This window comes from Nonomuraea sp. LP-02, from assembly GCF_036289125.1.
Taxonomy (GTDB): Bacteria; Actinomycetota; Actinomycetes; order Streptosporangiales; family Streptosporangiaceae; genus Nonomuraea; species Nonomuraea bangladeshensis.
Genome location: NZ_JAXCLK010000001.1, coordinates 5573154 through 5592607, shown reverse-complemented (window position 1 = coordinate 5592607; position 19454 = coordinate 5573154). Strand labels below are relative to the sequence as shown.

Below are 19454 nucleotides of genomic sequence, written 5' to 3'. Positions count from 1 at the left end.
GCCACCATATGCACGAGGACCAGGACATCGCCGCCATCGAACGCGCGATGGTCGCCATCAGGCGCAGGCAGCGGCGGCGCGCTCTCGCCGCGGCCGACGGGGCGGGCCCCGAGCACGACGTCCTCGACGTCATCGAGGGCGCCCGCGAGCCGGTCACGGTGACCGGGGTGGCCGAGGCGCTGGGCGTGGACCAGCCGCGGGCGAGCCGGCTGGTGGCCGCCGCCGTGACGGGCGGCCTGGTGCGGCGCGAGGCCGACCAGGCCGACGGCCGGCGCTCGCACCTGGTGCTGACCGACGCCGGGCGGGACGCGCTGGCCCGCGCGCACGAGAGCAGGCAGGAGAGCTTCGCTGCGGTCACGCGGACGTGGACGGCGGCCGAGCGGGCGGAGTTCGCCCGGCTGCTCAGCCGGTTCGTGGAAGGGATGCGCTAGACCTTCGTCTGGCCCCAGACGAGCAGCATGGCGATGATGAACACGATCATCACGCCCGCGTAACCCACGGCTCCCAGGCGGAAGGCCCGGCGCACCCGGTTGAGCAGCCAGGCGAACAGCAACGCCAGGAAGACCAGGAGGATCAGGCCGCCGGATTCCATGCTGTCCAGTATGCGGCGCGGGGCCGGGCCGCGCGCGGCCCCGCGGGTTTCCGGTCAGAAATCGAAGGACCGGCCGATGATCTCCTTCATGATCTCGGTGGTGCCGCCGTAGATCGTCTGCACCCGGCTGTCCAGCCAGGCCCTCGCCACCGGGTACTCCGTCATGTAGCCGTAGCCGCCGTGGAGCTGGAGGCAGCGGTCGATGACCTTGTTCTGCAGCTCGGTGGTCCACCACTTGGCCTTGGCCGCGTCCACCGCCGTCAGCTTGCCGGCGTTGAGCGCGAGGATGCACCTGTCGACGTAGGTGCGGGCGATGTCGGTCTCGGTCGCCAGCTCGGCCAGGACGAACCTGGTGTTCTGGAACGAGCCGATGTTGCGGCCGAAGGCCTGGCGGGACCTGCAGTACTCGATGGTCTGCTCCAGCACCGACTCCGCCGAGGCCACGGCCGCCACGGCGATCGACAGGCGCTCCTGGGGCAGGTTGTGCATGAGCTGGAAGAAGCCCTCGCCGTCGTTCGGGCCGAGGCGGTTGGCGACGGGGACCCGGACGTTCTCGAAGAACAGCTCGGCGGTGTCCTGGGCCTTCATGCCGACCTTGTCCAGGTTGCGCCCGCGCTGGAAGCCCTCCGTGCCCCGCTCGACGACGATCAGCGTCGTGCCCCTGGCCCTGGCCGCCGGATCGGTCTTGGTGACCACGACCACCAGGTCGGCGTTGATGCCGTTGGTGATGAAGGTCTTCTGGCCGTTGATGACGTAGTGGTCGCCCTCGCGGACCGCGGTCGTCCTGATGCCCTGCAGGTCGCTGCCCGCGCCGGGCTCGCTCATCGCGATCGCGGTGATCAGCTCGCCGCTCACGAAGCCGGGCAGCCAGCGCTGCTTCTGCTCGTCGTTCGTGAGGTCCACGACGTACGGGGCCATGACGTCGTTGTGCAGCGAGAACCCGAGGCCGGACGCGCCGTGCCGGATGATCTCCTCGACGATCACCGCGTTGTAGCGGAAGTCCTTGACGCCCGCGCCGCCGTACTCCTCGGGCACCGAGAACCCGAACATCCCCAGCTCGCCGGCCTGTTTCCAGACCTCGCGCGGGACGATGCCCTCCTTCTCCCACTGCGCGTGATGCGGCACCACCTCGCGGGTCATGAACTCGCGCACCGTCTCACGGAAGAGCAGGTGCTCCTCGTCGAAAAGATCTCTCTCCATACGCCACCTCCAGAACGGGATTCTGTTACTGGACACGGCTTCATCACAAGTGACGGAAGATGGGGCATTCCGTATGTGTTGTCGGTCTTCGCGACTCTAGGATCTACCCTCGGTCTATTTGTGGGTGATCGGAGTCTCCCGTGAGTCGGTGGCGCAAGGCGTTGATCGCCGCAGGGGTGGGCATGGCCGCGTCGGCGGCGTTAGTCATGACGCCCGCCGAGGCGGAGTCGTTCAATCTCGTCGTCAACTACAGCTGCACCGGCGGCATCGCCGGGAACAACCCGGTGACGATCAAGGCGCGGGTGAACATCCCCACCGTGGTCGAGGTCGGCAGCGCGATGAACCTCTCCTGGACCCTCGAATACACCAACACCCGCAGATTCCTCTCCCCGGACTACTTCGAGGCCGGCGCCCTCACCAGCATCGTCGCCAACATGAAGCTGGACGGTGCCTGGAACGGCGTCCTGGAGGCGCACGGCACCCAGGAGCAGTCCGCGCTGCAGCCCAACGTCCGGCTGGAGACGCCGGCCGGCCTCAGCTCCTCCGCCCACCTCACCGAGGAGGGCGTGATCCAGCTCCGGCCGCAGGGCATGACCGTGGACTTCATCCCGCCGGCCGGCGTGGTCACGATCAACAACGACGAGCTCAACCGCATCAAGTACCAGGGCCCCTGGGTCCACGACCCGGCCACCCCGGTCGAGTACGGCGACCACCTGCGCGACGTGCACACCAGCCCCCAGGTGGACTCCACGGCCAGGATCGACTTCCTCGGCACCGGCTTCGAGTACATCGGCCGCCGGATGCCGGGCGTCAGCAAGGTGCGGGTGCGCGTGGACGACGACACCACCGGCGTCGTCGACCCCACCAAGACCGAGAGCGGCCAGCCGACGAACGCCATCAACGGCAACGTCTCCCTGTGGAAGCGGGTGGACCTGCCGTACGGCAAGCACACCGTCATCATCCGCAACCTGGACAACCAGCCCATCCACCTGGACGCGTTCAAGGTGCACACCGGCGCCATGATCGAGCCGCCGACGCTGCACCGGGCCAACTGCGTGGTGACCAGCGCGCCGGACGTGGTCGAGATCACCGTCAAGGGCCACGACGCCCCGACCAGCCCGCCGCCCACGACCAGCGACCCGACGAACTCCCCCACGATCACTCCGCCGACCAGCCCGCCGGCGACCAACACCAGCACCGGCACCCCGACGAACACGGCGACGGGCACGAACTCTCCGTCGCCGAGTTCGCAGTACACCCACCCGGGGATCGTGATCGTCGGACCCGGCGGCACCAGCACCACCACCCCCACCACCTCGACCTCGGCCACCCCGACCGTGACCAAGTACGTCAGGCCGCAGGTGGTCAAGACGCCCAAGGGCGGGGTGAACACCGGTGAGGCGCCGGATCCGCCGATGGACTCCGGGGCGTACACGTTGATCGCGGGCGGTTCCGCGATGATCATGGGCAGCGCCGCGGGCGGCCTGGTGCTGTGGCGTCGCCGCGCCGCGCACGCCGGAGGTGTGAAGTGATGAGCGAGCAGAAGCAGAAGTCGACTCTCGACAAGGCGATGCCGGGCCTGCTGATCGCGGGCTCGCTGGCCGGGGTGGGCGCCGTCATGGTGGGCCTGCTCTCGCTGGCGCCCACGGTGGACGACGGCTCCGGCCCCGGCGGCCCCCTGGCGGCGGGCCAGCCGTCCACGGTGCAGATCGAGAACGCGGGCGCGTTCGTCCTGCCGCCGACCGTCGGCCCCGGCGGCAAGAGCGGCCTGACCCCGGCCCGTATCGACGCGCCGCCGCCGCTGGCCGCCGTGCCGACCGTGGCTCCGATCCCGGCGGCCAAGACCACGAAGGCCAAGACCAAGGCGAAGCCGTCGCGGATCAAGATCCCGAAGATCAAGGTGAACGCGCCGGTCGGCCAGGTCACGGTGGACATCAAGGGCAACCTGGGCACCCCGTCGCTGAGCAAGCCGAACCAGACCGGCTGGTACCGCTTCTCCCCGCTCCCGGGCGAGAACGGCCCGACGATCATCAACGGGCACGTCAGCACCCGCAAGGGTCCCGCCGTCTTCGCCCGGCTCTCGGAGCTGGTGAAGGGCGACAACATCTACGTGTACCGGTCGGACGGCAAGATCGCCCGCTACACGGTGAGCGGGATCGAGCAGGTCAGCAAGACGACGTTCCCGACGAAGCGCGTCTACGGCAACACCGAGGGCGCGCAGCTCCGGCTGATCACCTGCGGCGGCGTCTACAACAAGGGAGCGCACAGCTACAAGGACAACATCGTCGTGTACGCCACGCTCTCGAAGAAGAAGGTCTGACCCGGGAGCAACCGGTTTGACGGTTTACGGGAAGTTGACAGGTAGAGTTCGTAAGATCTTCACCTAGCCGAGACCAAGAATTGGAAAACTGGCACACTCCCGCCAACCTGCGCTGAATTGGAGATGGAAGTGCTGACGTCCAAGGCGCGGCGCCGCCTCGCCCTCAAGACATCCGCCATGGCCGTCCTCGGTGCAGGGATCTTCGGTGGACTGCCGGTGGTGGCCGCGCTGGCCGCCCCGGTCGATGTGGTCTACAGCTGTACGGCGACGGGGAACCAGACGGCCACGAACGTGCCCTTCCGCATGGAGCTGCGCACCCCGGCCGCCGCCACGCCCAGTGGGGCGGTCACCGTGACGTGGGACATCGCGCAGCCGACCGCCACCGAGAGCCGGCTCCCGGCGCCCTCGGAGATCACGCCGAGCAGCACCGTGGTGGCCGTGGGCACGATCAGCCCGAGCGGCACCCCGGTGCCCGCGACGCCGGTGACGGTGGGGCAGACGTCCACGCCGTTCGCGACGATCTCAGAGGGCAGCCCGATGCCGCTGGCCACCATGACCATGGTGATCACGCCGACCGCGACCGGCACGGTGGCGCTCAAGGGTGGCGGCTTCGCGCTCCAGGTCAACGGCCACCCCGTCTACACCTGCGCGCCGGGCGCGTCCGGGGGGCCGTCGGCGCAGTTCGTCGTGAAGACCGGGGGCACGGGCACGCCCACGGGCACCGGCACTCCCACCAATACCGGGACCGGCACGCCGACGCCCACGCCCACCACCTCCACCCCGAAGCCGACCAAGACGACCACCGAGATCGTCACCGTCACCCCGTCCAGCAAGCAGTCCACGAGGAAGTCCCAGACCCCCAAGGCGGGCGCCGACACCGGTCTGGGCGGCACGATGGGGCCGGACGGGCGGACGTTCATCCTGACCGGAACCGCGCTGATCGGTGCCGCCGCGCTGGGCGGGCTGCTCATGCGCCGGCGCAACGCGACCAGGGGCTGAGCGCGGTGTCGGGATACCACCCGTACGGCGGCGAATATCCGGCCCCGCAGCCGCCGCAGCCGGACAAGGGGAGCACGGCGCTCAGGGCGGTGCTGATCGTGGCGGCCATCGCCGGGGTCGTGACGGTCGTGGCCGGGCTGCTGATCGTGCTGGGCTCGCCCGACGAGTACGGCCTCGCCGCGAACAACCGCGACAGCCTGGCGCTGCCGTCCCAGCCGCACGCCGCGGGCAACAACCCGGAGCAGGCGCTCTTCCAGGCCGACCCCGACGCGCCGCCGCCGCTGCCGCAGATCACCCCGGCCCCGCCGATGCTGCCGTCCACCCCGATCCGGGTCGTGATCAAGCGGCTGGGCATCAACGCCCCGGTCAAGACCGTGGGCCTGGCCAAGGACGGCACGATCGAGGTGCCTCCGGCGGACGACCCGAACCTCGTGGGCTGGTACCGCAGCATGTCCACGCCGGGCGAGGCGGGCCCGGCCGTGCTGCTCGGGCACAAGGACACCAGGACGCGCAGCGCGGTGTTCAGCAGGCTGCCCGAGATCAAGAACGGCGACACCATCGAGGTCAAGCGGCAGGACAAGACCACGGCGGTGTTCACCGTGGGCGGCGTGGAGCAGGCGAACAAGAAGACGTTCCCGACCCAGCGCGTCTACGGGCCGCAGGACAACGCCCAACTGCACCTGATCACCTGCGGCGGGACCTACGATCGGCGTACCGGGCACTACACCGACAACGTCATCGTCTACGCGACGATGACGAGCTCCTATCGAAGCTGACCGCATAGAGCGGCTCACTGGCAAGCGCGGAGGCGGGCATGGGCTGGATGGCCAAGCGGAGACTGCGTACGGGCCCGACGGCGGTGCTGCCGGCCAAGGTCCAGCCGGCCGAGCTGTTGCGCGTCGTACGGCTGGCCGACCCGGCCGCCCGCCTGGACGGCGACGACGTCGTGGCCACGGACGTACGGGTGTGCGCGCCCGTGGAGGCGGAGCCCGGGCTGACGGGCGGCGTGCTGGAGAAATCGTGGGCGGTGCGGGTGGCCGGTGAGGGGCCGCTGCCGCTGGACTTCTTCGACCGGTTCCTGGCCGAGGGCATCGCGTTCCGGCTGAAGGGGCTCGCGGTCTGCCGCGGCGAGGTGAGCGACCCGGCCGACGAGGAGGACACAGGGCCCGCGGTCATCGTCCCGGTGCGGCCGTCCGCCGAGGAGCTGGCGCCGCTGCTGGAGCCGCAGGAGGACGACGCGTTCACGTTCACGGCGGGGGAGATCCGGGCCGTGCTGGTGCCGCAGAAGGGGCAGCCGCCCGCGGTGGGGGAGCTGCTGCCGTTCGCGACCGAGCTGACCGCGATCGAGCTGCGCGGCGACGAGCCGGCCAAGCTGGGGGCGTTGGCGCTGGAGCTCGCCGACCAGCTCAACGGGCTGGTCGTGGACCGGTGGCGGTTCCGCGTGGACGCCGCGGAGGACCTTCTCCCCCCGGAGTGAGCAGCGCCAGAACGTCGTTCTGTTGTAGGCTGCCCTTAGTAACCGAATAATGCTCGGTTTCCAGGAGGCACTGTGGCAGAGGCGTACATCGTCGGGGCGGTCCGTACCCCGGTCGGCAAGAAGAAGGGCGGTCTTTCCACCGTCCACCCCACTGACCTGGCCGCTCACACGCTGAAGGCGCTCGTCGAGCGCACCGGCGTGGACCCCGCCGCGGTCGAGGACGTCATTCTGGGATGCGTCATGCAGTTCGGCCCCCAGAGCATGGACATCGCCCGTAACGCCTGGCTGTCGGCCGGTCTGCCGGAGACCGTCCCCGGCGTCACCATCGACCGCCAGTGCGGCTCCTCGCAGCAGTCGATCCACTTCGCCGCCCAGGGCGTCATGTCCGGCACGCAGGACCTCGTCGTGGCCGGTGGCGTCGAGTCGATGAGCATCGTCCCCATGGGCTCGTCCATCAAGGCCGCCCTGGACATGGGGATGCCCTTCCCGTTCGGCGAGAAGTGGGTCGAGCGGTACGGCAAGCAGGAGATCTCGCAGTTCCGCGGCGCGGAGCTGATGTGCGAGAAGTGGGGCTACACCCGCGAGGTCCTGGAGCAGTTCGCGCTGGAGTCGCACCAGCGGGCCGCCAAGGCCATCGCGAACGGCTACTTCAAGGAGCAGATCGCCCCGATCAACGGCGTCGAGGACGACGAGGGCCCCCGGGCGGACACCACCCTGGAGAAGATGGGCACCCTCAAGACCCTGAAGGAGGGCGGCCAGATCACCGCGGCCACCTCCTCGCAGATCTCCGACGGCTCGGGCGCCGTGCTCATCGCCTCCGAGCAGGCGGTCAAGGACCACGGGCTGACCCCGCGCGCCCGCATCCACCAGCTCGCGCTCATGGGCGACGACCCGGTCTACATGCTGACCGCGCCGATCCCCGCCACGCAGCGGGCGCTGAAGAAGGCCGGCATGTCGATCGACCAGATCGACGTCGTGGAGATCAACGAGGCGTTCGCCCCGGTGCCGCTGGCCTGGATGCACGAGCTCGGGGCCGACCCGGCCAAGGTCAACCCCAACGGCGGCGCCATCGCGCTCGGCCACCCCCTGGGCGGCACCGGCGCGATCCTGATGACCAAGCTCCTGCACGAGCTGGAGCGTACGGGCGGCCGCTACGGCCTGCAGACGATGTGCGAGGGCGGCGGCCAGGCCAACGTCACGATCATCGAGCGGCTCTAGAGCGGGAAGGGGGCGCCGCCTCCGCACGTCAAGGGGAGGCGGCGCTCACACGCGGGCCGCCGCGATGACCCGGTCGAGGGCGTCGCGGGACTCGCTCAGGTCCGCCAGCGCCCGGTCGATGCGCTCGCGCTCGCCGCGCAGCCGCCCCACGACGTCCGGGCACGTGGGGGCCAGCACCTCGCCCTCGGCCTCCAGGCAGGGCAGCACGGTCGCGATCGTCGAGGTGGACAGGCCCGCCGCCAGCAGGCAGCGGATGCGGCGCACGGTCTCCACGTGGGCCTCGGTGTAGTCGCGGTAGCCGCTGGGACGGCGCTCCGGGGCCAGCAGGCCCTGCTCCTCGTAGTAGCGCAGCAGCCGCTCGCTCACGCCGGTGCGCCGGACGAGCTCGCCGATCCGCATGTGATCTCCCTCACCGCCGATTGACTCTCACATGCATGTGAGACTTTAGCGTACCCGCATGAGACAGGGTCTTCTCGTGCCGGCCATGCTCATGGCGAGCGTCTTCGTGGTCGGCACCTCCGAGTATCTGATCGCCGGGTTGCTGCCGCAGGTGGCCGCCGACCTGGGCGTCACGTTGTCCACGGCCGGGCACGCGGTGACGGCGTACGCGCTGGGCGTCGTGGCCGGCGGGCCGCTGGTGACGATCGCGACGGTCCGGCTGCCGCGCAAGGGACTGGCGCTGGGGCTGCTGGTGCTGTTCGCGGCGGGCAACGGGATCTGCGCCTTCGCCGGGTCGTACGGGCTGCTGATCGCGGGCAGGGTGGTCGCCTCGCTCAGCCACGCCGCGTTCCTGACGCTGGCGCTCATGCTGACCGTGCGGGCGGTCGCGCCCGAGCGGGTGGGGACCGCCATCGCGGTCGTCGGCTCCGGGTTCTCGGCGGCGACCCTGCTGGGCGTGCCGATCGGCGTGCTGGTGGGGGACGGGGCCGGGTGGCGGGCGCCGTTCGCGGGGCTCGCGGTGCTGGCGCTGGCCGCCGTCGCGCTGCTGGCCGTGGTGCTGCCCCGGGAGGCCGCGCCGGAGACGAGCGTCGCGGCCGAGCTGCGGACGATGCTGCGCCGGCCGGTGCCGGTCGTGATCGCGACCACCGCCGTGGGGCTGGCGGCCACCGCGACCGTGTTCACCTACCTCGCGCCCGCGCTGTCGCGGATCACCGGGTTCGCGCCGGCGGCGGTGTCGGCGCTGCTGCTGGTGTACGGCGTGGGCGGCCTGGCGGGCGGCCTGGTCGCGGGACGGCTGGCCGACCGGTCGCTGCCGGCCACGGTGCGCGGGACGTTCGCCGGGCTGGCGGTGGTGCTGGCGCTGTTCCCGTTCGCGCTGGGGTGGCCGGTGGCGGCGGTGGCCGTGGTGCTCGCGTTCGGCCTGCTGACCTCCGCCACGACGCCCGTGCTGCAGAGCCTGCTGCTGCGGCACGCGGGCGGCGCGCCGACGCTGGCGGTGTCGGTGAACGTGTGCGCGTTCAACATCGGCATCGCGGCCGGCTCCGCGCTCGGCGGCGGCCTGGTCGCGGCCGGCGGCCTGCGGTGGCTCGGTCTCGCCGCCGCCGCGCTCGCCCTGGCCGCGCTGGCCGTGAGCTACGCCGCCGTCCCCGCGGTCAACGCGTTCGGCCGTTACGCCCCCTCAGCGCGAGCACGCGGGCGAGCGTGACGGCGGCCCCCGCGAGGGCGGTCACCAGCAACGTGATCGACAGCGGGGCCGCGAAGTACGTGAGCTGCGCCCACGTGACGGTCCTGCCGTTCATGAGGAACGACACCCAGTCGGGGTAGGTCGCCAGCACCACGGCCGGCAGCAGGGCGGGCAGCAGCCGGAGCACGTACCACCGGCGGGGTTTCGCAGCCCAGCGGCGGGCGCGGAGCACGCCCAGCACTCCCAGCCCGGCCGCCACGAGCGCGAACGCGGCCAGGATCCCGTCGTAGAGCCGCCGGTCGGCGCCCGGCGGCTCGGGCACGCGGCCCTCGCTCAGCGCCGTCAGCCCTTGCATGATCGTGTACGTGTCGTCCTGCAGGGCCGCGCTGTTGCTCATCACCGCGAAGCCGTAACCGGTGCGCGGGGAGATGGCGGCCACCGCCGTGTACGTGAACAGGTTGCCGGAATGCACGAGCTGCCCGGTCTCCTCCTCCACACCCCACCCCATCCCGTACGGGCGGATCGCGGCAGGCGTCTGCATGGTCTTCAGGCTCTGCTTCCCGACCACCGGACGGCCGTCGCCGGTCTGGGCGATGAGCCATTTGCCCATGTCGTTCGCCGTGGTGACGACGCCGCCCGAGCCGCTGCCGTTGAGGAAGGCGGGCAGTTCGGGGCGCGGCAGCCAGGCCCCGTAGACGGAGTTGTAGCCGTCGGCGGGCCGGACCACCTGGTCGCTGACGGCGCTGGAGCTCATGCCGAGCGGCCCGAAGACCCGCTCACGCAGGTACGAGCCGAAGTCCCGGCCTCCGGCCACCTCCACCAGCCTGGCGGCGAGGTCGTAGTTGACGTTGCAGTACTCCCAGCGGGTGCCCGGCTCGGCCCGCAGCCGCCCGCCGGACAGCCGGGCGGTGTAGCCGGCGAGCGTGGTCGTCTCCTCCAGGGCGTTGATGTCGACCGTGGTGTCCGACAGGCCGGAGGTCTGGTTGAGCAGTTGCCGCACGGTGACGCGGGAGGCGCGCGGGTCGGCCATCCGGAAGCCGGGGAGCTGCGCGGCGACCGGGTCGTCCAGCCGGATCTTGCCGCGCTCGACGAGCGTCATGACCGCCGTCGCGGTGAACGCCTTGCTCACCGAGGCCACCCGCATCGGCGTGTCGGCGGTGACCGCGTGGCCCTCGGAGTCGTGGCCGTAACCGGCGGCGTGCACGACCCGGCCGCCGTGGGTCACGACCACCGACAGGCCGGGCAGGCCGGTGGTGGTGACGGCGTCGCGCACGTACGCGTCCACGGAGGCGGGGGTCAGGGCGGGAGCGGGGGCGGCGGCCAGGGCGGTCGCGGGGGCCGGGAAGAGGGCGCCCGCCGCGAACAGGCTGATCAGGAGGGATTTCACGTCAGGAAACCTAGGGAAGGCGAGGCCCCCTCCGGATCTGCCGTCCGGGAAGCGGCACCCCTGACGAAAGTCGGGTCTGTGCTCGCCCGCCCAAGAAAGGGGCATATAACCGGCACCGGGACGGCGTGACGTCTGGAGGCGCGATGACGCAGCACACCAGGTACGAGGAGTCCAGAGCGGTCGGTGAGCAGGCGCGCGAGCAGGAGTGGACCCGGCCCAGCTTCGGCAAGCAGCTCTTCCTCGGCGACTTCCGGCTGGAGCTGGTCCACCCGGCGCCCGCCCTGCCCGACGAGGCCGCCAAGCGGGGGGAGGAGTTCGTCCGGGCGGTCCGCCGCTTCCTGCACGGGCACGTCGATCCCGCGCTCATCGAGCGGACCGGGCAGATCCCGGACGACGTGGTCAAGGGCCTGGCCGGGCTGGGCGCGTTCGGCATCACGATCGGCGAGGAGTACGGCGGGCTCGGCCTGCCCTACCTGTACTACTGCCGGGCCCTCATGCTCGTCGGCTCGTACTGCCCGGCGCTGTCCACGCTGCTGTCGGCGCACCAGTCGATCGGCGTGCCGCAGCCGCTGAAGCTGTTCGGCACGGAGGAGCAGAAGCGCGCGTTCCTGCCGCGCTGCGCGCGAGGCGAGATCTCGGCGTTCCTGCTGACCGAGCCCGACGTGGGCTCCGACCCGGCCCGCCTGGCGACCACCGCCGTCCGCGACGGCGACGACTACGTGCTCGACGGCGTCAAGCTGTGGACGACGAACGGCGTCATCGCCGACCTGCTCGTGGTCATGGCGCGGACCGGGAAGAGGATCAGCGCGTTCGTGGTCGAGGCCGACTCGCCGGGCATCACGGTCAGGCGGCGCAACACGTTCATGGGCCTGCGCGGCATCGAGAACGGCGTCACCGAGTTCTCCCAGGTCAGAGTGCCCGCCGGGAACCTGATCGGGCGCGAGGGCGACGGGCTGCGGATCGCGCTCACGACGCTGAACACCGGCCGCCTCTCCCTGCCCGCCACCTGCGCGGGCAACGCCAAGTGGGCGGTGCGGATCGCCCGCGAGTGGAGCAACGCCCGCGTGCAGTGGGGCCACGCCATCGGCCGGCACGAGGCCGTGGCCACGAAGATCGCCTTCATCGCGGCCACCGCGTACGCGCTGGAGGCCGTCATGGAGCTCAACTGCCGCCTGGCCGACGACAAGCGCAACGACATCAGGATCGAGGCCGCGCTCGGCAAGCTGTACGCCTCGGAGATGGGCTACCAGGTGCTGGACGAGCTGGTCCAGATCAGGGGCGGGCGCGGCTACGAGAGCGCGGAGTCGCTGGCCGCGCGCGGCGAGCGCGGCGTGCCCGCCGAGCAGATGCTCCGCGACGCCAGGATCAACCGCATCTTCGAGGGCTCCACCGAGATCATGCACCTGGCGATCACCCGCGAGGCCGTGGACGCCCACCTGTCGGCCGCCGGCGAGCTGATCAACCCGGACGCCTCCCGCCAGGAACGCGCCCGGGCGGTCAAGCGGGCCGGCCGCTTCTACGCCGGCTGGCTGCCCACGCTGGTCGCCGGCACGGGCACCCTGCCCGGCGGGTACGCCGCCTTCGGCCCCCTCGCCGGCCACCTCCGCTTCGTGGAGCGGACCAGCAGGAAGCTGGCCCGGTCCACCTTCTACGCGATGTCCCGCTGGCAGGGCCGGCTGGAGCACCGGCAGGCGTTCCTCGGGCGGGTCGTGGACATCGGGGCGGAGCTGTTCGCCATGACCGCCGTCTGCGTCAAGGCCGAGGCCGACTCCGCCGATCTCGGGCGGCGGCCGTACGAGCTGGCCGACACCTTCTGCCACCAGGCGCGACGCCGGGTGGACACGCTGCTCGACCGGCTCTGGGACAACACCGACGCGCGGGACGTCCGGCTGGCCGGGTACGTGCTGGACGGCCGCTACGACTTCGTCGAGGAGGGCGTGCTCGACCCGTCCATCGACGGGCCGTGGATCGGCGCGCCCGAGGGCGGCGAGAACGTTCGGCGGAAGATCACCTGACATCTGGTCTAGACCGGTTGTGCGCCACCGTCGCGGTGACTGTTGCCGAACCGCAACAGCCCGGTATAGACCGGGTGGGGAACGCTCGCTTACGCTTGCGCAAACGCGGAGGGCTTCTGGGTTATCGCAGTGCCCCCGTGCGCTCATCCCCCTGGGCGGGGTCCGACCACTGGTACGGACCAGCGTCACCCGTCCGACGAGAAGGCGGTATCTCCAGTGAACATGAAGCTTGTGGGCGGCGCCGCTCTCAGCCTTGCCACCCTGCTGGTCCTGACCAGCTGCGGCTCGGGCGACGGCGGCAGCGGCAACGGCGGCGGCGACCAGGCGTCCTCCGGCGGCGAGGTCACGCTCAAGATGGTGGCCGCCGACTACGGCGACGGGCCGGGCAAGCCGAACTCGGGCGAGACGTTCTGGAAGGGCGTCGTGGACGAGTTCCAGGCCGCGAACCCCGGCATCAAGGTCGACGTCCAGGTCATCAACTGGAACGACATCGACAAGCAGGTCGCCACCATGGTCCAGAACGGCCAGGTGCCCGACATCCTGCAGACCGGCGACTACTCCGGCTTCGTCAAGGACGGGCTGCTCTACAAGACCGACGAGGTCCTCTCCCCGAACGTCTCCGGCGACCTGCTGCAGAAGTTCGCCGACTTCGGCAAGGTGGACGGCACCGCGTACGGCATCCCGTTCGTCTCCTCCGCCCGCGCCATGTTCTACAACAAGGACCTGTTCAGCAAGGCCGGCATCAGCGAGCCCCCCAAGACCTGGGACGAGCTCAAGGCCGCCGCCGAGAAGCTGAAGGCGGCCGGCGTGACCCAGCCGTTCGGCCTGCCCCTCGGCCAGGAGGAGGCCCAGGGCGAGTCGTTCCTGTGGATGCTCGGCAACGGCGGCGGCTACAAGGACGCCTCCGGCAAGTGGGCCATCAACTCCCCGCAGAACGTCGAGACCTTCACCTACCTGAAGGGCCTGGTCGACGCCGGCCTGACCACCCCCAACCCCGGCACCAAGGACCGCAAGACGGTCTGGGAGGACTTCGGCGCCGGCAAGGTCGGCATGGTCAACGGCGGCCCCATGTCGATCCCGATCTTCGACGCGGCCGGCCTGAAGAACTACGGCGTCGCGCCCATCCCCGGCAAGAGCGGGCCGCTCGACACCACGCTCGGCGTCATGGACTGGATCATGGCGTTCAACAAGAACGGCCACGCCGCCGAGATCAAGAAGTTCTTCGACTTCTTCTACACCGGCAACGCCGCGCAGAAGATCTCCGACACCTACAAGCTGCTGCCGGTCACCAACGGCGGCATCGAGAAGCTGTCGGGCGACGAGAAGCTGAAGCCGTTCCTGGACGCGCTGCCCAACGCCAGCTTCTACCCCTTCCAGGACCCGAAGTGGGCCGAGGTGAACCCGGCGATCAAGCAGACCATCGGCGGCGCCGTCAAGGAGGACCCGGCCAAGGTCCTCGGCGAGCTGCAGAAGGTCGCCGAGGCGGGCTGATCACGGTGGCCGGCCCGGCGCCCGTGACGGGCGCCGGGCCGCCTCCCGTGACGACACTGTCCCACGTGGAAGGTCTTGCATGAGAAGGTTGCGCGCCCTCGAACCCCTCGCCTGGGTCGGGCCGGCCGTGGTGCTCATCGCGGTGGTCGTGCTCTGGCCGGTGATCGAGATGATCCGGTCGTCGTTCCTCAAGATCAGCCGGTTCGGCGTGGTCCAGGGCGGCAACGGGCTGGCGAACTACGAGAAGCTCTTCAACGAGAAGGACTTCGCGGACATCATGGTCCGCAGCGTGATCTGGGTGGTCGCGGTCGTCGTGCTCACCGTGCTGGTCTCGCTGGCCCTCGCCCAGCTGTTCAACCAGCGCTTCCCGCTGCGCAAGGTGGCCCGCTGGGCGCTCATCGCGCCCTGGGCGGCGTCCGTGCTGATGACGGCGATCATCTTCAAGTGGATGCTCGACCCCGAAGTGGGCGTCATCAACCAGATCCGCCTCAAACTCGGGCTCATCGACGCCATGGGCGGCGCGGCGGCCGACCAGCTCGGCGACGCCTCCACGGCCATGCCGTGGCTGGTGTTCGTGGCGGTGTTCGTGTCGGTGCCGTTCACCACGTACGCGCTGCTCGCCGGCCTCGCCACCATCCCCGGCGACGTCTACGAGGCGGCCAGGATGGACGGGGCCGGACGGTTCCGTACGTACTGGTCGATCACGCTGCCGCTGCTGCGCCCCGCGCTCACCGTGGCCGCGCTGATCAACGTGATGAACGTCTTCAACAGCTTCCCGATCATCTGGGCCATGACCCACGGGCAGCCCGGCTACTCCACGGCCACCTCGACGATCCTCATGTTCATCCTCAAGAGCTCCGACATCGGCGAGTCGGCCGCCATGTCCGTGGTCAATTTCGGCATGGTCGTCGTGCTGACCGTGATCTTCCTGCGGGTGTCGCGGTGGAACAAGGAGGTGGCGTGATGGCGAGCCGCGGTGCCGTCGTGCGCACAATGCCCCGGCTCAAGACCGTGCTCGTCGCGGCCGCCGCCTACGTCGTCGCGCTGATCTTCCTGTTCCCGTACGTGGTGATGCTGCTCACCTCGCTGCGGAGCCAGGACTCGCTGCGGGACGTGACGTTCTGGCCCGAGGAGTGGGTGTGGTCGAACCTCGCCGGCTTCTGGAGCAGCGGCCTCGCCGAGAACCTCTGGGTCACGATCAAGGTGGCCGCTGGCTCCACCGTGCTGGTGCTGCTGGTGGCGCTGCCCGCGGCGTACTACTCGGCCCGGCACCGCTTCAGGGGACGGACCGCGTTCCTGATCCTGGTGCTGATCACCCAGATGTTCCAGCCCACAGCCATGCTGGTCGGCATCTACCGCGAGTTCTACCAGTTCGGGCTGGTGGACTCGATCTGGTCGCTGATCCTGGTCAACGGCGGGTTCAACCTGGCGTTCGCGGTGTGGATCCTGAACGCGTACTTCGCCTCGATCCCGCGCGAGCTGGAGGAGGCGGCCTTCATCGACGGCAACGGGCGCTTCGGCGCGCTGTTCCGCATCACGATGCCGCTCGCCATGCCCGGGGTCATCACGGCACTGATCTTCACGTTCATCGCGGCGTGGAACGAGTTCGTGGTCGCGCTCACGCTGACCGCGACGCCCGAGAAGCAGCCGCTCACCGTGGCGCTGAACTCCTTCATCGGGCAGTACCAGGTGGACTGGCAGAACCTGTTCGCCGGGTCGGTGATCGCCACGATCCCGGTGATCATCCTGTTCGCGCTGATCGAGCGCAAGGTCGTCGGCGGCCTGACCGCCGGATCGATCAAGTGAGGCGCGCGGGGGCGGCCCACCGGCTTCCCCCGCCCGCCCTCAGCTCTGGGGGACGCGCGCCACGCAGAAGACCGTCTGGCCGAACGGCGGACGGAAGAACCGCTCGATGAGCCGGGTGAGCGGCACCACCGTGCGGTCGTAGATCTTGACCAGGCGCGGGTCGGGATAGCCGACGCCGCCCCGGCGCACCGCCGCCCACCAGGCGATGCCGCCCAGGAAGTTGATCGGCTTGAGCACCTCGACGTCCAGGCCCGCCCGCGCGACCGTGGCGCCCAGCGTCTTCGGCGTGTAGCGCTGGACGTGGCCGACCTTGCGGTCGAAGTCGCCGTAGAGCTGGGGGTAGCCCGGCACCCAGATGATGATCCGGCCGCCCGGCAGCGTCACCCGCGCCAGCGAGCGCAGCGCCTCGGCGTCCTCCTCGATGTGCTCCAGGACGTTCATCAGCACGACGGTGTCGACCTTGTCCTTCAGCGGGATGTCGGTCGGCAGGCCGAACTGCAGCACGTCGATCTCGTCGCGCCCCGCGAAGCGCTTCTCCAGCTGCTCGACGCAGTAGGGGTCGAAGTCGCTGACCACGAGCCGGTCGAGGCGCGGCAGGAACTGCTCGGCGAAGTGCCCGAGACCCGAACCGATCTCCAGCATCGAGCGGCCCACATGCGGGGCGACCATGTCGAACTCGTACTGCCGGTAGTTCTTGGCCTCGTCCCCACCCAGGTGGTTCTCCAGGGCCTCGTCACCGGCCGCCGGTTGCACTACACGGTCATACCCAGAAGACATAGTCCCGTTCCTTCAAGGGAGCACACGGATTGCCCGAGTCTAATGCCCCGATCAGCGGCAGGGGTCACGCGATCCAGTGGACGCTCTTCCCTGCTGGCCCTGGTTTGCGATGGAATCTGACTCGCCATGGACGACGACGAGGCGATCGCGCGCTCGCTCGACGGTGACCTGAACGCCTACGAGGCTCTGGTCGCCCGCTACAGCGCGCTCGCCCACCGTACCGCGTACCTGCTCGGCGCGGGGGACGAAGCCGAGGACGTGGTGCAGGAGGCGTTCGTCAAGGCGTTCCGGCACCTGCCGGGCTTCCGGCGGGAGTCGCCCTTCCGGCCGTGGCTGCTGCGGATCGTGGCCAACGAGACGCACAACCTGACCCGGTCACGGGGGCGGCGCGCGGAGCTGACGCTCCGGCTGGGCGCGGCGGCCGACGAGCGGGCGCCGGACGACCCCGAGGGGGCCGCCGTCGCCACCGACCGGCGCGCCCGGCTGCTGGCCGCCGTCCGTGCGCTGCCCGAGCGGGAACGCCAGGCCGTGGTGTGCCGGTACTTCTTACAGCTGACGGAGGCGGAGACGGCCCAGGTGCTGGACTGTCCGGTGGGCACCGTCAAGTCCAGCACCCATCGCGGGCTGGCGCGGCTGAGGGAGGAGGTGGGCAATGAGCTCGCATGACCCGTACGACCCTGACACCCCGGACACGCACGCGGACGCTCCGGACGCGCTGGAGGCCGAACTCCTCGCCCTCGGCAGCCTGCTCGACGTACCTGCCCCCGCCCCCGCCACCGACATGGCCGCCACCGTCCGCGCCCGCCTCACCCACCCCGATGGCGTGTCCGCCTCACCGGACCCCGGCGGGCCCGCCGCCCCGGCCGATCCGGCGCGTGGGGGGCGCCGTGGGCCGGTGCGGCCGGGTGGGCGTTCGCGGCGGAGGCGGCGGTGGGCCGTCGTGGTGGCCGTGGTGGCGGTGGTCGTGGCCGTCACCGCCGCGACCCCGCAGGGCCGGGCCGCCGTGGTGAAGATCCTCCGCTTCGCGGGCGTCGAGCTGCGGGTCTCCGACACCCCGCCCCCGCCGCTCACCACCACCGCGCCGCTCCCCGGCGAGCGCGCCGTGGCTCCGGAGGAGCTGCCGGCCCTGGCCCGTTTCCGGGTGCGCACCCCCAGCCGCCTCGGCCCCCCGCAGGCGGCGACGGTCTCCGACGGCGGCCGGGTGGTGTCGATGTTCTGGCCGGACGGCATCCGCCTCGACCAGTTCGACGGCGAGATGAGCCCGTACTTCTTCAAGCAGCTCGGCCCGCCGTTCCCCACGTACGTCGAGAAGGTCGGCGACGGCGCGGAGGGCTGGTGGGTCGGCGGCGAGCACCCGCTCGGCTACCTCCGCCGCGCGGACGGCACGGCCGTGCCGCTCCGCCAGGCGGCGCCCACCCTCATCTGGACGAGCGGCGGCGTCAACCACCGCCTGGAGGGCGTACGCACCGCGCGCGAGGCCGCCGAGATCGCCGCCTCACTCCGGTGACGCGGTGAGCCAGTCGTCGACGCCCTTCAGCAGCTCCTTGCGCACCGTCTCGGGCGCCGCCGACGAGCGCACCGACTGCCGCGCCAGCTCGGCGATCTCGGCGTCGGAGAACCCGTACGCCTCCCTGGCCAGCTCGTACTGCCGCAGCAGCCGGTCACCGAACAGCAGCGGGTCGTCGGCGCCCAGCGCGATCGGCACCCCCGCGTCGAACAGCCGCCGCAGCGGCACGTCGGCGGCCCGCTCGGCCACCCCCAGCCCGACGTTCGAGGTCGGGCAGACCTCGCAGCAGATCTGCCGGTCGGCCAGGCGGCTCATGAGCCAGTCGTCCTCGGCCGACCGTACGCCGTGCCCGACCCGGTCGGCCCCCAGGTCGTCCACGCACTGCTGGACGCTGCGCGGGCCCATCAGCTCGCCGCCGTGCGGCACGGCCAGCAGCCCGCCCCGCTTGGCGATCCTGAAGGCGCGCTCGAAGTCGCGGGCCTCGCCCCGGCGCTCGTCGTTGGACAGCCCGAAGCCGATGACCCCGTGGTCGCGGTATTGCAGGGCGAGCCGGGCCAGCGTGTTGGCGTCCAGGGGATGCCTGGTCCGGTTCGCGGCCACGATCACCGCGATGCCGACGCCTGAGTGCTCGGCGGCCTGACGCGCGGCGTCCAGCATCAGCTCCAGCGTGGCCGTCAGCCCGCCGAACCGCTGCGCGTAGCCGGACGGGTCCACCTGGATCTCCAGCCAGCGCGACCCGGCCGCCGCCTCGTCCTCGGCGGTCTCGCGCAGCAGCCGGTAGACGTGTTCCGGGCGGGTCAGGACGGATCGGGCGATGTCGTACAGCCGCTGGAACCTGAACCAGCCGCGCTCGTCGGTGGCCCGCAGTTTGGGCGGCCAGTCCTGCTCCAGCGCGTCGGGCAGGTGCAGCCCCTGGTCCCTGGCCAGCTCGATCAGCGTGGCGTGCCGCATGGAACCGGTGAAGTGCAGGTGGAGATGTGCTTTCGGGAGCGTGACCAGGGGCTTCGGCATCTCCTCATCTTGCCATCGGCGTCGCCATCG

General features: G+C 70.9%; 20 protein-coding genes. 14 read left to right on the top strand and 6 right to left on the bottom strand.

Translation table 11 applies throughout. The features are described from left to right. Window positions 1–8: 8 nt before the first annotated feature. The gene (locus SMD20_RS25960) at window positions 9–431 is read left to right on the top strand and encodes a MarR family winged helix-turn-helix transcriptional regulator (RefSeq protein ID WP_329585665.1); all 423 of its coding nucleotides are present in this window, start codon (window positions 9–11) and stop codon (window positions 429–431) included. On the opposite strand, the gene SMD20_RS25955 is transcribed toward SMD20_RS25960, so the two are convergent. Together SMD20_RS25955 and SMD20_RS25950 are read right to left on the bottom strand one after the other, a co-directional pair. Beyond that, complete coding sequence (locus SMD20_RS25955; RefSeq protein ID WP_177240627.1) at window positions 428–592, bottom strand: hypothetical protein; 165 nt, start codon at window positions 590–592, stop codon at window positions 428–430. The two genes, SMD20_RS25960 and SMD20_RS25955, sit on opposite strands and share 4 nt — an antisense overlap. A gap of 54 nt (window positions 593–646) precedes the next feature. Then, the gene (locus SMD20_RS25950; protein WP_329585660.1) at window positions 647–1792 is read right to left on the bottom strand and encodes an acyl-CoA dehydrogenase family protein; all 1146 of its coding nucleotides are present in this window, start codon (window positions 1790–1792) and stop codon (window positions 647–649) included. A gap of 140 nt (window positions 1793–1932) precedes the next feature. Between SMD20_RS25950 and SMD20_RS25945 the strand changes: the two genes are divergently transcribed. The 6 genes from SMD20_RS25945 to SMD20_RS25920 all read left to right on the top strand — a co-directional run bounded on the left by SMD20_RS25945 (window position 1933) and on the right by SMD20_RS25920 (window position 7806). Then, the gene (locus tag SMD20_RS25945) at window positions 1933–3324 is read left to right on the top strand and encodes a hypothetical protein (RefSeq protein WP_329585657.1); all 1392 of its coding nucleotides are present in this window, start codon (window positions 1933–1935) and stop codon (window positions 3322–3324) included. Beyond that, window positions 3324–4112, top strand: a complete 789-nt coding sequence (locus SMD20_RS25940) for a class F sortase (RefSeq protein WP_329585654.1) — start codon at window positions 3324–3326, stop codon at window positions 4110–4112. The genes SMD20_RS25945 and SMD20_RS25940 overlap by 1 nt, the downstream gene beginning before the upstream one ends. 129 nt (window positions 4113–4241) lie before the next feature. Continuing rightward, window positions 4242–5111 (top strand): hypothetical protein, encoded by an 870-nt coding sequence (locus SMD20_RS25935; RefSeq protein WP_329585652.1) that lies wholly within the window; start codon window positions 4242–4244, stop codon window positions 5109–5111. A 5-nt stretch (window positions 5112–5116) separates the two neighbouring features. Further along, window positions 5117–5887: a class F sortase gene (locus SMD20_RS25930; RefSeq protein ID WP_329585650.1), complete on the top strand. Its 771-nt coding sequence runs from the start codon at window positions 5117–5119 to the stop codon at window positions 5885–5887. 47 nt (window positions 5888–5934) lie between these two features. Continuing rightward, complete coding sequence (locus SMD20_RS25925) at window positions 5935–6588, top strand: hypothetical protein (protein ID WP_329585647.1); 654 nt, start codon at window positions 5935–5937, stop codon at window positions 6586–6588. A 72-nt stretch (window positions 6589–6660) separates the two neighbouring features. Beyond that, on the top strand, window positions 6661–7806 hold the full coding sequence (locus tag SMD20_RS25920; RefSeq protein WP_329585644.1) for an acetyl-CoA C-acetyltransferase: 1146 nt from the start codon (window positions 6661–6663) through the stop codon (window positions 7804–7806). Window positions 7807–7851: 45 nt separating this feature from the next. Here the strand turns inward: SMD20_RS25920 and SMD20_RS25915 are convergent, their stop codons facing one another. Further along, complete coding sequence (locus tag SMD20_RS25915; protein WP_329585640.1) at window positions 7852–8205, bottom strand: MerR family transcriptional regulator; 354 nt, start codon at window positions 8203–8205, stop codon at window positions 7852–7854. A gap of 58 nt (window positions 8206–8263) precedes the next feature. On the opposite strand from SMD20_RS25915, the gene SMD20_RS25910 reads away from it, so the two are divergent. Then, window positions 8264–9451 carry an MFS transporter gene (locus SMD20_RS25910; protein ID WP_329585637.1) on the top strand — a complete coding sequence of 396 codons (1188 nt, stop codon included), beginning with the start codon at window positions 8264–8266 and terminating at the stop codon, window positions 9449–9451. Here SMD20_RS25910 and SMD20_RS25905 read toward each other — a convergent pair. Continuing rightward, window positions 9399–10817: a serine hydrolase domain-containing protein gene (locus SMD20_RS25905; protein WP_329585635.1), complete on the bottom strand. Its 1419-nt coding sequence runs from the start codon at window positions 10815–10817 to the stop codon at window positions 9399–9401. The genes SMD20_RS25910 and SMD20_RS25905 overlap by 53 nt on opposite strands. Window positions 10818–10960: 143 nt before the next feature. Between SMD20_RS25905 and SMD20_RS25900 the strand changes: the two genes are divergently transcribed. The 4 genes from SMD20_RS25900 to SMD20_RS25885 all read left to right on the top strand — a co-directional run bounded on the left by SMD20_RS25900 (window position 10961) and on the right by SMD20_RS25885 (window position 16129). Further along, a complete protein-coding gene (locus SMD20_RS25900; protein WP_329585634.1) occupies window positions 10961–12832 on the top strand; it encodes an acyl-CoA dehydrogenase family protein in 1872 nt (623 codons plus the stop codon). 222 nt (window positions 12833–13054) lie between these two features. Beyond that, entirely contained in the window at window positions 13055–14323 is a 1269-nt protein-coding gene (locus tag SMD20_RS25895) for an extracellular solute-binding protein (RefSeq protein ID WP_329592672.1), read from the top strand. Between the two features lie 79 nt (window positions 14324–14402). Continuing rightward, window positions 14403–15287 carry a carbohydrate ABC transporter permease gene (locus SMD20_RS25890; RefSeq protein ID WP_329585633.1) on the top strand — a complete coding sequence of 295 codons (885 nt, stop codon included), beginning with the start codon at window positions 14403–14405 and terminating at the stop codon, window positions 15285–15287. Beyond that, the gene (locus SMD20_RS25885; protein ID WP_329585631.1) at window positions 15287–16129 is read left to right on the top strand and encodes a carbohydrate ABC transporter permease; all 843 of its coding nucleotides are present in this window, start codon (window positions 15287–15289) and stop codon (window positions 16127–16129) included. The genes SMD20_RS25890 and SMD20_RS25885 overlap by 1 nt, the downstream gene beginning before the upstream one ends. Window positions 16130–16168: 39 nt before the next feature. On the opposite strand, the gene SMD20_RS25880 is transcribed toward SMD20_RS25885, so the two are convergent. Next, entirely contained in the window at window positions 16169–16882 is a 714-nt protein-coding gene (locus tag SMD20_RS25880) for a class I SAM-dependent methyltransferase (RefSeq protein WP_329585629.1), read from the bottom strand. A 150-nt stretch (window positions 16883–17032) separates the two neighbouring features. Here SMD20_RS25880 and SMD20_RS25875 point away from each other — a divergent pair, with 150 nt between their 5' ends. Then, window positions 17033–17572 (top strand): RNA polymerase sigma factor, encoded by a 540-nt coding sequence (locus SMD20_RS25875; RefSeq protein ID WP_329585627.1) that lies wholly within the window; start codon window positions 17033–17035, stop codon window positions 17570–17572. Next, window positions 17559–18413, top strand: coding sequence for a hypothetical protein (locus SMD20_RS25870; protein ID WP_329585625.1), 855 nt, complete (start codon window positions 17559–17561; stop codon window positions 18411–18413). The genes SMD20_RS25875 and SMD20_RS25870 overlap by 14 nt, the downstream gene beginning before the upstream one ends. On the opposite strand, the gene SMD20_RS25865 is transcribed toward SMD20_RS25870, so the two are convergent. Then, entirely contained in the window at window positions 18402–19424 is a 1023-nt protein-coding gene (locus SMD20_RS25865; protein ID WP_329585622.1) for an adenosine deaminase, read from the bottom strand. The genes SMD20_RS25870 and SMD20_RS25865 overlap by 12 nt on opposite strands. Window positions 19425–19454 lie beyond the last annotated feature (30 nt).